We start from the raw sequence: 14850 nt of genomic DNA, 5'->3' as shown, positions 1-14850 counted from the left end.
CTTCAGGCCCTGGCCATGCAGCGAGTTGACGCGGATTTCATCGCTCTGCAGCAGTTCTCGCAGCCAGCTGCCGGCTTCCAGGCGCACGCTGTGAACCTGGCTGTACTGCACATCAACCGGATCGTCGGGGTTCTCCCGGTGATCGTTGAAGCCTGGTTCGGCATAGACCTTCTGGTAGATGTCGCCGCCCAGTGCCACGTTGATTTCCTGCATGCCGCGGCAGATACCGAAGATCGGCAGGCCACGGGCGATGGCCAGTTGCACCAGCGGCAGGTCGAACAGGTCGCGGTCGCGGTCCTGGGCCTTGCCCGGGGTTTCGTTCTCCTGGCCATACAGCGCCGGGTCGATGTTGCTGCCGGCACCGGTCAGGTACACGCCGTCGGCCATGTCCAGGTACTGCTCGAGGTCTTCGGTACCGCAGCAGGTCGGAACCAGAACCGGCACGCATCCGGCATGGTCGACCAGGGGTTGGATGTATTTGTGGGTCATTACCTGGTAGGCATGGCCCTTGCGTTCCTGGGCACCCATGGTCATGAGCACGACAGGCTTGCGCAGGGTCTGATTCTTATTGCCAATGTTGCTGTTGGGCATATGTCACCTTGGGACAGGCTCGGCCTGTCATTGTTGTGCAGGCGCATCGGGAACCGCTGACGCTACCTGAGGTTTCGAGCACTGCCGAGAGCGCCTGGAAGGGCGACTCCCGGTCGAAACCTGTGACATAGCTTGCCAGAGCCGTTAAATATGTCAAACGGCTTTACCCTGTGGCAGGCTAATTTCATTATGTTGTTTCTAGAAATACAACCCAATACCTTGTTTTATAAGGATTAATGTCAATTGTTAGCGTGCTTGGTAGTTCATTATATTTAACGTACGACTTTCGGCGTAGGCAACCAGGCCTCAGCTGGCCGGCTGGCCCTTGCGCCAGCGCCGCATGCCGGTGGTGATTGCATACAGCAGCCAGACAGCCCAGCCGACCAGCACGAACCAGCCGAACACGAAGGGTATGCCGATGACGCCCACCCCCAGCAGCAACAGGCCGATCCAGAACATGCGGATCTGGAAGGTGTAGTGGCTGCGGTCCAGGTCATTTGCGCCAGCGCGGCTCTGGTAGGCGTAGACCAGCCCGGCAGGCGCGGTGACCACCACCAGCAGGCTGATGAGGTACAGCACGTAGACCAGCATCGGGCCGTTGTCGCTGCTGCGGGTGTAGGTGCTCTGGTTCTGCTGCGCCTGGCGGTGGCGCGGCTTGTAGTAGGCCGTGTGGTCGGTGCTGTCGGGCTGCTGCGGTTGGCTTTGCGGCTTGCTTTGCGGCTTTGCGCGGCCATCCGGGTCGGGGCGTTGAATCTTGAAATCCTGCATGCTTGCTGTTCTCCACTGGAGTTGGAAGGCTTAAGCCTGGGCGTCGTGCATGACCTGAATCGCCGACTGGGTGCCGCGGGTCTGCTCGCGGTACTGGTAGGTGACCTTGTCGGTGGCGACCTTGCCGTTGTAGCCGCTCTTGATGGTTCTGACGATGTAGTTGAAGTCGCCCTTGCTGCGGGTGGTGACCACCACATTGGCCTTGCTGCGGGCACCGGACACGTAGCTGCCGACACGGCCCAGGGGCTCCTTGAGGCGCTTGTCGCGCTTGTTGACCAGGGCCTGGGGTACGTTCACCTGCATGGAGTCGACGGCATCGATGCTGGCGGCGCCCACCGCATTGCGCTCGTCGGCCGGCACCGCGACCTGGCGGGTACTGACCTGCACGGCGGCTACGTCGGCAGACTGGCGCTCGATGTCGGCCTGCACCTGCCGGGCCTGCTGCAGGTCTTTCTGGCGGCCGATGTAGTAGCCACTGGGGGCGCCCAGCGCGGCACCAATGGCGCAGCCCACACCGGGCTTGCCGCCGGTGCCGACCGCAATGATCGCGCCGCCCAGGCAGCCGGCAGCACCGCCCAGTGCGGTGCTGCCCATCTGCGAGTTCTGGCAGCCGCCGAGCAGCACGCTGCCAGCCAGTAGTACAAGGGTAAGGGTGGTCGAGCGGGTCAAGGTGGGGCTCCTTTCAGGCCGTGGCGGGGCGCTGTCATCAGTCGTTGTCGTGGTAGCCGTAGCTCAGGCCTTGCAGCAGGTGCAGGCGAATCGCTTCGTTGAGCGGGTAGAACAGCGGCTGCACCTGGGCGGTCCACTGCGCACCGTGGGCGATCACCCAGCCCATGGCGCCCAGGGTGCTGGCGCCTCGCTGCTTGAGGGTGAGAAACAGCGGCTGTTCGGTGACCTTGTTGCTGAACGGCATCGGCAGCGCCAGCACCACCACCGCGTACACCGCCAGCGCACCCCAGTAGGCGCGACGCGGCACCGGGCGCACGGCGCGCAGGGCGAACAGGGTGCATTTGAACAGGTGGGTGAAGGCCCCCAGCAACGAGAACAGCAGGGCGATCATCGGCACGATCAGGGCGCGGTAGCTGTCTCGGCCGATGTCGGCCTTGTCGTTGCGCTCGCCATAGCGGGCCGGCTCGACCAGGCGTTCGTCGAGCAGTTGCTGGGCATCCAGGCGCAGGGTCGGGCGGTAGATCGCCTGTTCATAGGCGTCGAGCGACCAGTCGGGCTTGAGTGACAGGCTGTCGGGCAGGTACAGCGCGCTACGCCAGCGCTGCTGGATCGCCGTGTCGGCGAAGAACCCCTGGCGCGACAGGCCGGGTTTGATCCAGTCGCCCTGGATATGCTTGAACAGCTCGGTGCCGTAGGCGCCGCTGGCATGGCCCTGCACGCGCTTGGCCACGGCCAGGTTGAAGCCGGCGCGGTCGCCGGGTTGCCAGTTGTCACCCACCTGAATGCCCTTGTCATCCAGCATGCGGCGCACCTGCGGCCAGTGCCGGCGCGGCACGTTGCCTGGGGTCAGGCGGCGATTGCGCTGCTTGAGGGTCTGTACGTAATCGTCCCAGGCCTGTTGCTGATGCCGGGCGATGGCGGCCGGGCTGGTGGCGTCCAGGTAGCGCTGGCTGCCCTGGCGGTAGTTGCCGTACAGCTCGTCCAGCTCGGCCAGGGCCTCGCGGTAACGCTGGTAGTTGTCGGCCAGCGGGCCGCGGCGGGTTTCGGCGAACAGTTCGAAGAAGGCCAGGCCCTGCTGGCGCACCCGCTCTTCGAGGCGATCGACCGACTGCAGCAGGATCGGCAGGGTGGCCAGCAGGGTCTTGCCCTCGGGGCGCTTGTAGTCGTCGGTGCCCAGCTCCAGCCCCTTCAGGCCGAACTCGCGATGCACCAACAGGTAGCTGATGGGCACGCCCAGCACGGCGCGGGCACGCTCCTGCGGGGTGGAGGTGGCGACCAGGTGGTTGATCAGGGCCAACTGCGCATAAAACACCACCAGCAGGCAGCTGCCCACCGTCAGCGCAGACCAGGCCAGCGTGCGGCCCAGGCTCCAGTACTGGCTGCAGGCCTTTTTCAGTACCCAGCCCAGGCCCAGCAGGGCCACGGCGGTGCCGGCGATCAGGCGTCCGTAGACTTCGATCGACTCGACCTGCGCGGGGCTGGCCAGCCCGCCCACCACATCCAGCAGGCGTGCGTTGAAGCCCATCTCGACGAGCAGGTAACACAGCGTCAGCCCCAGCATCAGGCGGGCCACGAAGCGTTGCTGCTGGCGGGGCGTTGACGCACGTGCCACGACAGGCCGGCGCAGCCACCCGCGCCATGGCCGGCCCGTCAGGTCGGGCGACAGGCGGCTGTTCACGGCTAGTGTTCCAGCTCGGAGGTCAGGTCGAGCGTCACCCGGCGCTGGGCTGGCGCCGCGGTTTTGGCGCGGTCGACCACTTCAGTGGCGACCTGGGGCGTGACCTGCGGCGCGGCCGATGGCGCTGCTGCCGGGGCAGGCGTTGGCGGTTTGGCTTCGACCCTGGCCACCGCGGGCGCGGGCTTGGGTTGCGGCGGGGGCGTCGGGGCCACGGCGTGCTGGACGGGTGCAGGGCGTGGCGCTGCGGCCCTGGCAGGGGTTGGTGTCGCCTTGGCCAGGCCCTTGAGCAGGTTCGGCAGGGCGACCCGCAGCGGGCCGCGAAACTGCCGGTCGAGCGACGAGTAGGTCCAGGCCGCCGACTGCGTGCCGTTGAGCTGCATCGCCACCAGGCTTTTGCCGTCTTCGGCGCGCTGCAAGGCCAGCATGTCGGAACAGCCGCCCAGGCGGTAAGGCCCCCACGCCGAGGTGCCGGACAACACCACCAGCGCGCTTTGCGAGTCGCATTGCGGCGTGCGGTAGCTGAGCACCACGGCGGTTTCGCCCTGCAGGTCGTAGGTGCCCTCCACATTGGTTTCGCGCCACTGCGCTGGCAGCTGCAATTGCAGCTTGCGCTGGGGCAGCGTGAGGTAGGCGTGCCCCTGCGGGGTTTCCATGTGGTTGATCGGGCCGGCAGCCGAGGGGTGGGTGCCGATCAACTGGTCGGCCAGCGCGCCGGATGCCTGGAAGGCGAGCCCGGCCATTAGCCAGCAGGCCAGGGCGAGTGCGCTGAAACGTGAGGGGGTGTGGTGTTTCAAAGAGTGCTTCCCTGTACTGATGGCGCGCGTGACCCGCTGCGCGGGATGGTAGCACAGGGCTACATATTGGGCAGTTTCCTACAAGAATTGCTGACAACCGAAACGTGACGCGTAGCGCACGCCAGGGGCGGCGTGGCATTCTGTGGCGTTACGCCAGCAGGCGAAAACAGGACGCGCGCATTGAGACGGAGTAGACGATGACCCAGGCATTCACCCGCACCGTGGAGCAAGCACTGCGCAGCCGCCTGCAGGGGTGCGGCTATGACACCTCCGATCTCGAGCTGACCGTGCAGCAGGTCGAGGACAAGGGGCGCGCGGTGAGCGTGAGCCGGCGCTGGAGCCTGGTGACCGAAGTGCGCCGCGAGTCGGCTTCGGTGGGGCTGCGGATCAATTCGGTGAGCGAACACCAGCTCGAGCAGTCGATGGCCGAGCAGCGTCAAGTGCTGCTGGGCAGGGGCGCGGCGCATTACAAGAACCGTGTGCTCAAGGGGCTGGGCAGCAATCCCGCGCATTTTCTGCGCAGCCAGCAGGTGAAGCTGTTTGCCCTGGACCCGCTCTACACCAGCCATACCTGCGGCACCTGCAGCGGTTACGGCAAGCAGCGCTGCACTGCGTGCAACGGCAGTTGCAAGCTAAGATGCAGCAGTTGCAGCGGCAAGGGCCGCACCCAGTGCTGGGGCTGTGGCGGCTCCGGCCGCACCGGCAGTGGCAGTTGTGCCTACTGCATGGGCGCAGGCGGCGACAACTGCCCCAGTTGTGTGGGCGGCTCTGTGGCGTGCGGCTGCATGGGGGGGCAGGTGACCTGCGGCGGCTGTTTGGGCGACAAGTTCATCTGCACCCGCTACACCCTGGAGGTGTCGGCCAAGGCGGTCGGCAATTCGGTGCACCTGAAGTCCAACGATACCTGGCTCAAGCCTTACGTCGACGAGTGGGGGGATGAGCCCGAAACCATCGAGCGGGCTGCCGAAGGGTTCGCCGCGCCCTATTACCCGGACAATACACCCGAGAAGGGCGACCTGGTACTGAGCGTGGACGGCACCTGCTATTACAGCCAGGCCCAGGTGCGTGCCGGACGGCGCAGCATCCGTTGCAACATGCTTGGCCGCTACCGGCATGTGGTGTTCGATGACGGGCTGGCCGCCAGCTACTTCGACAGGGTGATCGAGCAGTTGGAAAACCCGGCAGACATCGAACAGGTGGCCCTGGCCAGTGAGCGTTCGGTGGCCCGGCGCATGATCGAGGAGTCTGGACACGTGAATTACGTCAGCCAGCTGTCGGACGTGAAAAACGGCACGGTCAGCCCCGAGCAGGCCAATCGCTTCTTCGCGCTGCGCAAGAACGCCTCGGACCAGCAGACGGCCCTGCGCAGCAAATTGGAGCCCAGGCTGGTGCTGCGCCGTGCGCTGGGTTACTTCTGGCGGCTGAGCCTGCTGATGCTGGTGCTGTTCTTTTTCAGCGCGGGCAAGCTTCTGGAGGTGAAGTTCGGCGGGCCGCAGGTGCTGTTCAGGGCCGATGGCCCGGCCACGGTGTGGGCCATGTTCAAGCACTACCTGGTGCTGCCGTTCACCAGTCCGATCAACGGGGTGATGCTGGTGGGCGTGGGGCTGCTGTGCACCTGGCTGTTCAAGGACATGCTGTGGCACCGCATGAACCGCTTCATGGGCAAGGGCCCGGGCAATCGGCTGCTGGCCGCCGTGGTGCTGGCCTTCTGCCTGATGCCGCTGCTGGCGTTGTTCCCGGACACGCCGATCGCCCTGTTGCGGGACGGGCCACGCCTGCAGCACATGCTGCCCAATGCGCTGGTCGGCATGCTGGGGGCCTTGCCCACGCTGGTGCCGCTTTCGCTGCTGCTGGCCCTGGTGTTCAACCGCGCGCTCAACGCGCCGGCCATCGATGCGCGGCTGCGGCGCATGAACTTCGACGTGTGAGGGGGCAAGGGCAGGGCGTGTACCTGTCCTATACTTCGCGTATCCGCAACAGCTGGCTGTCGTTGATCGGATCGAGACGTCTCGATGCCGCCGGTAGTGCCTGTAGTCGTAGTCGCAGCTGAGCCGTCACTCAATCAGCGCTGCGCAGGGGTATAGCCATGGACATCGTGAGTCTGGTCATTCAGGTCATCAGTGGTGTGGTAGGCGGCAATGCCGCCGGCATGAGCAAGCAGAGCATGGGGCCGTTGCTCAATTCGATCTTCGGCGGGGTGGGCGGGGTGATCGTGGGCCAGATACTGGCCGCGATCACCGGTGAGCCCGGGGCCGCCATGGGGGCTGGCGGGTCGCTGGACATGGCGGCGATCATCAGCAGCATCGTCGGCGGTGGTGCCGGCGGCGCGGTGCTGACGTTCGTGGCCGGGTTCATCAAGTCGAAGATGCAGGCGCGCTAGGCGTAGTACGTGGTGGGCCTTTCGCGGGGCAAGCCCACTCCCACAAGGCCGGCGTGAGCCCCTGTGGGAGCGGGCGTGACCCGCGAAAGGTCAGCGGCTTCAGTGCAGAATCTGCGCCAGGAAGCCCTTGGCCCGATCACTCTGCGGGTTGTTGAAGAACGCCTCGGGCGGGGCATCCTCGATGATCTGCCCGCCGTCCAGAAACAGCACGCGCTCGGCCACCTGTCGCGCAAAGCCCATTTCGTGGGTCACGCACAGCATGGTCATGCCGGTGTCGGCAAGCTTGACCAGCACATCCAGCACTTCGGCGACCATCTCCGGGTCCAGTGCCGAGGTCGGCTCGTCGAACAGCATGATCTTTGGCTTCATGCACAGCGCCCGGGCGATTGCCACGCGCTGCTGCTGCCCGCCCGACAGCTGGCTGGGATACTTGCCCGCCTGGCTCTCGATGCCCACCTTGTTCAGGTAGAACCGTGCCCGCTCCTCGGCCTCCTTGCGCGACAGGCCGCGCACGCTCATCGGCGCCAGGGTGCAGTTGTCGAGCACGCTCATGTGCGGGAACAGGTTGAAGTGCTGGAACACCATGCCGATCTCGCTGCGCACCTCGGCGGCCTGGCGCGTGGTCAGTGCCAGGTCGGTGTTGTTGACCAGCAGGGTGCCTTTTTCGGCGATCTCCAGGCGGTTGATGCAGCGGATCAGCGTCGACTTGCCCGAGCCGGACGGCCCGCACAGCACGATGCGCTCACCTTCACGCACCTTGAGGTCGACGTCGCGCAGTACGTGAAAGTCGCCATAGAACTTGTTCAGCCCGTCGATGCTCACCACGACCTTGCGCGGGTCGGGGTGCGTGTCGGGGCGTGCAGCGGCAAGGCTCAGTGGTGCGGTCATGTTGTTGTTCTCCGCGATCTCAGTGTTCGAAGCGGTCGGCGCCATAGGGCGTCGGGTCGGTAAAGGTGTTTTCGCCGGTGATCATTTCTGCCAGCAGGCGCCCGCATACCGGGCCCAGTGTGAGGCCGTGGTGGGCGTGGCCGAAGTTGAACCACAGGCCCTTGTGCCGCGGCGCCGGGCCGATCACCGGGCGCATGTCCGGCAGGCAGGGGCGTCGGCCCAGCCACGGCGCGTCCTGGGTGCGCTCGCCCAGCGGGAACAGCTGGCGGGCGATGGCTTCGCAGCGCTGCAACTGGACCTCGTTGGCCGCATCGTCGCTGGCGGCGAACTCGATGCCGGTGGTCAGGCGAATACCCTGGGCCATCGGTGCCAGCACGAAGCCGCCCTGCACGTCGCACAGTGAATGCTTGAGCGCAGCACCGGCCTTGGCATGGAAATGTACGTGATAGCCGCGCTTGACCTCCAGCGGGATGTCGTAGCCCAGCGGGCGGAACAGCTCGCCGGCCTGCGGGCCCAGCGCGATCACCGCCTCCGGTGCAGTGACCGGGCCCTGGCGGGTGTCGACCTGCCATTCGCTGGCCACCTGGCGCAGGGTGCGCGCATCGCCCTGGATGAACTGCCCGCCGCGCTTGACGAACAGCGCCGCGTAACCGCGGGTGAGGCCGCCGGGGTTGCTCACGGTCTTGGGGTCGAGCCAGTGGATGCCGCCCACGGCGTTGGCGCTCAGGTCCGGTTCGCGATCGTGCAGTTGCTGCTTGTCGAGAATCTCGAACTGCAGGCCGTAGGGCTTGAGCGCCTGGGCATCGGCCACGGCCTGGGCCAGGGCAGGCTGGGTGCGGTACACCTCGATCCAGCCCTTGGCCTGCACCATGGCGCCCAGTTCAGCAGCCTCGATCAGTGCGTCGTGTTCCTCGACGCAGCGCTGCACCAGCGGCAGCATGGCGCGGGTGGCCTCGGCCAGGGGCGCCGGGGCAGAGTTCTTCCAGTACTGCAGCAACCAGGGCGCGGCCTTGGGCAGGTAGCTGAAGCTGTAGCGCACGTCGGGCTGGCGGTTGAGGCCGTAGCGCAGCAGCTTGGACAGCTCGCGCGGGAAGGCATAGGGGATCACGCTGGAGCGCTCGATCAGGCCGGCATTGCCGTGGCTGGTGCCGCTGCCCGGTTCGTCACGGTCGATCAGGATCACCTTGCGCCCGCGTGCTTGCAGGTGCAGGGCCGTGGAAACACCGACGATACCGGCGCCCAGAACGATGGTTTGGCAATGCATGAAAAAATCCTCTACGGCTACGGTTCAGCGCAGGTGGCGGCCCAGTCGGGCTTCTATGTGTTTGAGGCTGCGGCGCACGATCTCCACGATCAGCAGGTAGAGCACCGCGGCCCACAGGTAGATCTGGAAGTCGAAACTGCGCGAGAAGGCCAGCTTGGTCACGCCCATCAGGTCGTAGATGGTCACCAGCGAGGCGATTGCACTGGCCTTGATCATCAGAATCAGCTCGTTGCCCAGCGGGCCGATGGCCACGATCAGCGACTGCGGCAGGATCACCTTGAAGAAGGTCGTCGAGCGCTTCAGGCTCAGTGCCCTGGCCGCCTCGTATTGCCCGGGGGCCACGGCCATCAGGCTGCCGCGAAAGATCTCGGCCTGGTAGGCGGCGGTGTTCAGGGTGAAGGCCAGCAGGGTGCAGTACCAGGCTTCGCGGAAGAACCACCACATGCCGACGTCCTGCCAGAAGCTCTTGAGCGAGCCCAGCCCGTAGTACAGCAGAAACAGCTGCGCCAGCAGCGGCGAGCCCCGGAAGAAGTAGATGTAGCCGGCGCTCAGGCGTTGCAGCAGCACGTTGTTCGACAGCCGCGCCAGCGCCAGCAGCAGGCCCAGCAGGGCGCCCAGGGTGAAGGAGATGGCCACCAGTTTGCCGGTGACCAGCAGCCCGTCGATAAAGCGCGGGCCGTAGCGTTCGAGCAGGTCGGGGTCGACGAAGAACGCCAGCAGGGCATCGAGATTCATGTGCGTGCACTCCGCAGGTGACGGCTGGTGTGGCGTTCGATATAGGCGAAGACCCGGCCCGACAGCGCCGAGAACAGCAGGTAGCCCAGGCAGGCGACGGTGTAGAAGAACATCGGCTCCTTGGTCACGCTGACGGCCAGGTTGGTCTGGCGCATCAGGTCGACCAGCGAGATGGTCGACACCAGCGAGGTGTCCTTGAGCAGCGACAGCCAGTTGTTCGACAGGCCCGGCAGGGCGATGCGCACCAGCTGCGGGAACACCACCTTGCGGAAGGTGGTGGTTTTGCTCAGGCCCAGCGCGGCCGAGGCCTCGTACTGGCCCTTGGGAATGGTCTTGAACGCGCCCAGCCAGATTTCACTGGAAAACGCGGCGAACACCAGGCTGAAGGCGATCATGGCGGCGAGGAAGGTATTGATCATCACCTCGCCCTCGTAGCCCATGGCGGTGAGGATCTTCTGCGCGGCGATCTGGCAGCCGTAATAGATGATCAACAGCGTGAGCAGTTCGGGCAGGCCGCGAAATACCGTGGAGAACACGGTGGCCCAGGCGCGCGGAAAGCGTTTTTTCGAGCGGGCGGCCAGCGCCACGCCCAGGCCCAGCGGCAGGCCGATGGGCAGGCAGGCCAGGGCCAGGGAAATGGTCACCAGGGCGCCGGCCAGCAGGGCCTGGCCCCAGCCACCGCTGGCAAAGGATAACAGGGACAGTTGTTCGATCATGCGCGAACCCTCGGCAAGACAACAGGGCCTCTTCGCCGGCAAGCCGGCTCCCACAGGGTCGCGGTTGACGCAAAACCCTGTGGGAGCTGGCTTGCCAGCGAATGCGGTCTTACTGGTAGATATCGAAGTCGAAGTATTTGCTGGAGATCTTCTGGTAAGTCCCGTTGGCGACGATCTCGTCCAGGGCCTTGTTCAGGCGCTCGCGCAGCGCCTCGTCTTCCTTGCGCACGGCGATCGAGGCATCGGCGGTGGTGCCCTTGACGTCACCCAGGATCTTGCAGCAGTCCTTGCCTGCCTTGCCCAGCCATTCGAGCAGCGGGAACTTGTCGGCAATCACCCCGTCCAGGCGCCCGGCAGCGAGGTCCGCGTTGGCTTCGTCCAGGGTCGGGTACAGCTTGACGTCGGCACCGGCCTTGCCATACACGTCTTCGGCGTAGATCGCCTGGGTGGAGGAGGACTGCGCGCCCACCGTGTAGCCCTTGAAGTCGGTCTGCGCGTCGGTGATCTCGCTGTCCTTGGGCACTGCGACCGACAGCGGTGTCTTGTAGTAGTGGTTGGTGAAGGCGATTTTCTTGCGGCGTTCTTCGGTGTTGATCATCGAGGCCACCACGGCGTCGTACTTCTTGGCCATCAGCGCCGGGATGATGCCTTCCCAGTCCTGGGCCACCACGGTGCACTCGACATTCATCTGTTCGCACAGGGCCTTGGCGATGTCCACGTCAAAGCCGTGCAGCTGGTTCTTGGAGTCGACGTAGTTGAACGGCGGGTAGGCGCCTTCGGTGGCGATCTTCAGGGTTTCGGCCTGGGCCGAGGTGATGCCGGCGAACAGCAGCGCGCATGCGCCTGCAAAGCGGAGGACGGGTTTCATGAAACACCTCGTGGTTGATTGCACTCTTGCTATTGTTTGCTCGTTGACGTGTAGCCAACGAATTCGTTGTGTAGAGCGGCAGTTGCTTCCAAGCGTTTTTCAACATCCGGCCCGAGCTTCTTGCAGACCTCGTTGACCATCAGGTGTACCCACGACAGCATCGTCGCGGTGGACTCCCAGAACAGATTGAATTCGGTGGGGATGCGAAACACCTCGTCGGCGTTGGCATCGGCCCAGTCACAGAAGGTGTCGGTAACCAGTGTTACCGGGATGCCCGCTTCGCGTGCCTTGCGACACAGCACCAGGGCGTGGCGCGAGTAGCGGCGCGCCTCGAACACCACCAGCGCACAGTCGTGCGAGGCGCTGAGCAGCACTTCGCCGAAGTGCCCGGCGCTGCCGTCCACCACCTGCACGCCATCGCGCAGGTATTGCAGCAGGTGGCTCATGCACTGGGCGATACCGCGCTCGGTCTGGAACCCGGCAATGAATACCCGACGCCGTTCGGCCAGGCGCCGGGCCACGGTGTGCCAGGCCTCGGTGCGGCTGTACTCGTAGACCCGCACCAGGGCGGCGACCTCCAGCTCGAGGCTGCGCGCGCGGTCGATGTCGTCCTTGCCCTGTTGTTGGCGAAATTCTTGCAACCGATCACCGACCAGCCATGGGCCATCGCCCAGGTCGTCCTTGAGATCGTGCTTGAGGGCCTTGAGGTGCTCGTAGCCGAGCGAGCGGCAGAAACGCCCGACACTCGATTCGCTGACGCCGATTTTTGCCGCCAGGCTGGCCGAGGTCTCGAAGGGCAGGTCGGTGAAATGGGCGAGCATGTACGTGGCGATCTTGCGACCCGAGGCCGCCGCATGTTGCAGGCTGTTTTCCAGGCGTTGCTTGATCGGTTGGCTCACGGACGATTCTCGACGACGGTTGCGCTGGGAATAGAAAATGAATGTTTTCTGTCATCAAGTCAACATTTGACAGTTTGCTGTCAATCAGAGGAAAGTCCGCTATCGCTCACTGCTGTCGCCCATACCAATTCCAACAAGGGAGCTTCAGATGTCCGCAGCTGTTCACCACTTGCCCCAGGCCGACCTCGAGCGCCTGTTGCAGCAGATTTTCGTGCGCCACGGCACCAGCGAATCGGTTGCCCGCACGCTGGCCGCCAACTGCGCCAGCGCCCAGCGCGACGGCGCCCATAGCCACGGGGTATTCCGGATTCCCGCCTATGTGTCGACCCTGGCCAGTGGCTGGGTCAACGGCACGGCGGTGCCCCAGGTGCAGGACGTGGCCAGCGGCTACGTACGGGTCGATGCCGGGGGCGGTTTTGCCCAGCCGGCGCTTGAGGCGGCGCGGGCGCTGCTGGTGGAAAAGGCCCGCAGTGCCGGCATTGCTGTGCTGGCGATACACAACTCGCATCACTTCGCGGCCCTGTGGCCGGATGTCGAGCCCTTTGCCGAAGAAGGCCTGGTGGCCCTGAGCGTGGTCAACAGCATGACCTGCGTGGTGCCGCACGGCGCGCGCAAGCCACTGTTCGGTACCAACCCCATCGCGTTCGCCGCACCCTGTGCCGGGCATGCGCCGATCGTGTTCGACATGGCCACCAGCGCCATGGCCCATGGTGACGTGCAGATTGCCGCGCGCAAGGGCGAGCAGTTGCCCGAAGGCATGGGCGTGGACCGCGACGGGCAGCCGACCTGCGACCCGCAGGCGATTCTCGACGGGGGTGCCTTGCTGCCCTTTGGCGGGCACAAGGGCTCGGCGCTGTCGATGATGGTCGAGTTGCTGGCCGCGGCGCTGACCGGCGGCAACTTCTCGTTCGAGTTCGACTGGTCGCAGCACCCGGGCGCCAAGACCCCGTGGACCGGGCAACTGGTGATCGTGATCGACCCGACCAAGGCCGAAGGCAGCCGTTTTGCCGAGCGCAGCCGTGAACTGGTGGAACAGATGCAGGCGGTAGGCCTGACCCGCATGCCCGGCGAGCGGCGCTTGCGTGAGCGCGAGGCGTCGGCGCGGGACGGGGTGAGCGTGACGGCGCAGGAGTTTGAGCAGTTGCAGGTGTTGGCCAAGGGGTGACCCGCGGCCTTTTCGCCGGCGGATGCATGCGCAGCTGCACTGATCAGTTGCATCCAGGGTCATGTCACAAATCGGCGGCTACAGGTATCCTCGGCAGCGTCTTTCACGATTTGCCCAGACCCAAGGAGCTGCACGCTGTGTTCAAACATGTCGATGCCTATGCCGGCGATCCGATTCTCTCCCTGATGGAGACCTTCAAGGCCGATCCGCGTGCCAACAAGGTCAACCTGAGCATCGGCCTGTATTACGACGCCGCCGGTGTGGTGCCACAGCTGGCGGCAGTGGGCGAGGCGGAAAAACGCCTGGCCGACCAGCCCCACGAAGCCTCGCTGTACCTGCCGATGGAAGGCCTGGGCAGCTACCGCCAGGCGATCCAGGCGCTGCTGTTCGGCGCCGATCACCCGGCCGTGGGTGGCGCACGTGTGGCCACCGTGCAGACCGTGGGCGGCTCGGGTGCGCTGAAGGTCGGTGCCGACTTCCTCAAGCGCTATTTCGCCGACTCGCAGGTATGGGTCAGCGACCCGACCTGGGACAACCACCGCGCGATCTTCGAAGGCGCCGGGTTCAAGGTCAACACCTACCCGTACTTCGACCCGGCCACCCGTGGCCTGGACTTCGACGGCATGCTCGCCACCCTGCAGACCCTGCCGGCCAACAGCATCGTGCTGCTGCACCCGTGCTGCCACAACCCGACCGGGGTCGACCTGAACCAGGCGCAATGGCAGCAGGTGATCGAGGTGGTCAAGGCGCGCGAGCTGATTCCGTTCCTCGATATCGCCTACCAGGGCTTCGGTGAAGGCCTGGACGCCGACGCCTACGCCATTCGCGAGTTTGCCCGCGCCGGCGTGCCGTGCCTGGTCAGCAACTCGTTCTCCAAGATCTTCTCGCTGTATGGCGAGCGGGTTGGCGGCCTGTCGGTGGTCTGTGACGACAGCGCCACCGCGCAGAGCGTGCTGGGCCAGCTCAAGGCGACCGTGCGCCGCAACTACTCCAGCCCGCCCAACTTCGGTGCGCAACTGGTTGCGACGGTGCTTGGCGATGCCGGCCTGAATGCCCAGTGGCAGGCTGAAGTGGAGGGGATGCGCCTGCGTATCCTGGACATGCGCCAGGCGCTGGTGGATGCACTGGCGGTGCTGCTGCCGGGTCAGAACTTCGACTTCTTCCTGAGCCAGCGCGGCATGTTCAGCTACACCGGCTTCAGCGTGGAACAGGTGCGCCGGCTGCGTGACGAGTTCGGCGTGTACCTGATCGACAGCGGCCGGGTGTGCATGTCGGGCGTGCGCCCGGACAACCTGCAGCAGGTGGCCGAAGCGTTCGCGGCGGTGCACAAGACCGCATAACGGCCAGTCCCGGCTCAAGCCCGCTCCCCCACATACAGTGATGGCCTTGTGGGGGCGGGCTTGACCGGCGATGCGTTGCCGGCAGGTGCAACCAC

15 protein-coding genes are annotated in these 14850 nt (G+C 65.4%); 4 read left to right on the top strand and 11 right to left on the bottom strand.

All coding sequences use genetic code 11. The annotated features are described in order from the left end of the window. The 5 genes from B4I46_RS10230 to B4I46_RS10210 form a co-directional block, all read right to left on the bottom strand. Positions 1-591 (bottom strand): gamma-glutamyl-gamma-aminobutyrate hydrolase family protein (locus tag B4I46_RS10230; RefSeq protein WP_286900003.1); only part of this gene is annotated, 591 nt, incomplete at its 3' end. A gap of 306 nt (positions 592-897) precedes the next feature. Beyond that, on the bottom strand, positions 898-1359 hold the full coding sequence (locus tag B4I46_RS10225; protein ID WP_054914589.1) for a DUF4870 family protein: 462 nt from the start codon (positions 1357-1359) through the stop codon (positions 898-900). 30 nt (positions 1360-1389) lie between these two features. Then, complete coding sequence (locus B4I46_RS10220) at positions 1390-2028, bottom strand: glycine zipper domain-containing protein (protein ID WP_058540130.1); 639 nt, start codon at positions 2026-2028, stop codon at positions 1390-1392. Positions 2029-2065: 37 nt separating this feature from the next. After that, positions 2066-3706, bottom strand: coding sequence for a hypothetical protein (locus tag B4I46_RS10215; protein ID WP_286900001.1), 1641 nt, complete (start codon positions 3704-3706; stop codon positions 2066-2068). A 2-nt stretch (positions 3707-3708) separates the two neighbouring features. Beyond that, positions 3709-4500 (bottom strand): hypothetical protein, encoded by a 792-nt coding sequence (locus B4I46_RS10210; RefSeq protein WP_286899999.1) that lies wholly within the window; start codon positions 4498-4500, stop codon positions 3709-3711. Between the two features lie 197 nt (positions 4501-4697). On the opposite strand from B4I46_RS10210, the gene B4I46_RS10205 reads away from it, so the two are divergent. Further along, positions 4698-6428, top strand: coding sequence for a zinc finger-like domain-containing protein (locus B4I46_RS10205; RefSeq protein ID WP_088514962.1), 1731 nt, complete (start codon positions 4698-4700; stop codon positions 6426-6428). A gap of 158 nt (positions 6429-6586) precedes the next feature. Further along, the gene (locus B4I46_RS10200) at positions 6587-6880 is read left to right on the top strand and encodes a hypothetical protein (RefSeq protein ID WP_054914585.1); all 294 of its coding nucleotides are present in this window, start codon (positions 6587-6589) and stop codon (positions 6878-6880) included. Positions 6881-6979: 99 nt separating this feature from the next. On the opposite strand, the gene B4I46_RS10195 is transcribed toward B4I46_RS10200, so the two are convergent. The 6 genes from B4I46_RS10195 to B4I46_RS10170 form a co-directional block, all read right to left on the bottom strand. Continuing rightward, positions 6980-7768 (bottom strand): amino acid ABC transporter ATP-binding protein, encoded by a 789-nt coding sequence (locus B4I46_RS10195; protein ID WP_286899997.1) that lies wholly within the window; start codon positions 7766-7768, stop codon positions 6980-6982. A 19-nt stretch (positions 7769-7787) separates the two neighbouring features. Beyond that, positions 7788-9032, bottom strand: coding sequence for an NAD(P)/FAD-dependent oxidoreductase (locus B4I46_RS10190; RefSeq protein WP_054914584.1), 1245 nt, complete (start codon positions 9030-9032; stop codon positions 7788-7790). A 24-nt stretch (positions 9033-9056) separates the two neighbouring features. Continuing rightward, positions 9057-9767: an ABC transporter permease gene (locus tag B4I46_RS10185; protein WP_043861426.1), complete on the bottom strand. Its 711-nt coding sequence runs from the start codon at positions 9765-9767 to the stop codon at positions 9057-9059. Further along, positions 9764-10483 carry an ABC transporter permease gene (locus tag B4I46_RS10180; protein ID WP_043861427.1) on the bottom strand — a complete coding sequence of 240 codons (720 nt, stop codon included), beginning with the start codon at positions 10481-10483 and terminating at the stop codon, positions 9764-9766. Before B4I46_RS10180 ends, B4I46_RS10185 begins: the two co-directional genes overlap by 4 nt. Positions 10484-10592: 109 nt before the next feature. Further along, a complete protein-coding gene (locus tag B4I46_RS10175) occupies positions 10593-11351 on the bottom strand; it encodes a transporter substrate-binding domain-containing protein (protein ID WP_286899995.1) in 759 nt (252 codons plus the stop codon). Positions 11352-11380: 29 nt separating this feature from the next. Next, on the bottom strand, positions 11381-12250 hold the full coding sequence (locus B4I46_RS10170; protein WP_043861429.1) for a MurR/RpiR family transcriptional regulator: 870 nt from the start codon (positions 12248-12250) through the stop codon (positions 11381-11383). 148 nt (positions 12251-12398) lie between these two features. On the opposite strand from B4I46_RS10170, the gene B4I46_RS10165 reads away from it, so the two are divergent. Together B4I46_RS10165 and B4I46_RS10160 are read left to right on the top strand one after the other, a co-directional pair. Further along, positions 12399-13415, top strand: a complete 1017-nt coding sequence (locus B4I46_RS10165) for an Ldh family oxidoreductase (RefSeq protein ID WP_058540136.1) — start codon at positions 12399-12401, stop codon at positions 13413-13415. Positions 13416-13552: 137 nt separating this feature from the next. Continuing rightward, positions 13553-14755, top strand: a complete 1203-nt coding sequence (locus B4I46_RS10160; protein WP_043861431.1) for an aromatic amino acid transaminase — start codon at positions 13553-13555, stop codon at positions 14753-14755. Positions 14756-14850 lie beyond the last annotated feature (95 nt).

It is taken from the genome of Pseudomonas sp. UBA7500 (assembly GCF_002478435.1).
Taxonomy (GTDB): domain Bacteria; phylum Pseudomonadota; class Gammaproteobacteria; order Pseudomonadales; family Pseudomonadaceae; genus Aquipseudomonas; species Aquipseudomonas palmensis.
The sequence above is the reverse complement of the archived record's forward strand: the minus strand, read 5'-3'. Positions and strand labels throughout refer to the sequence as shown.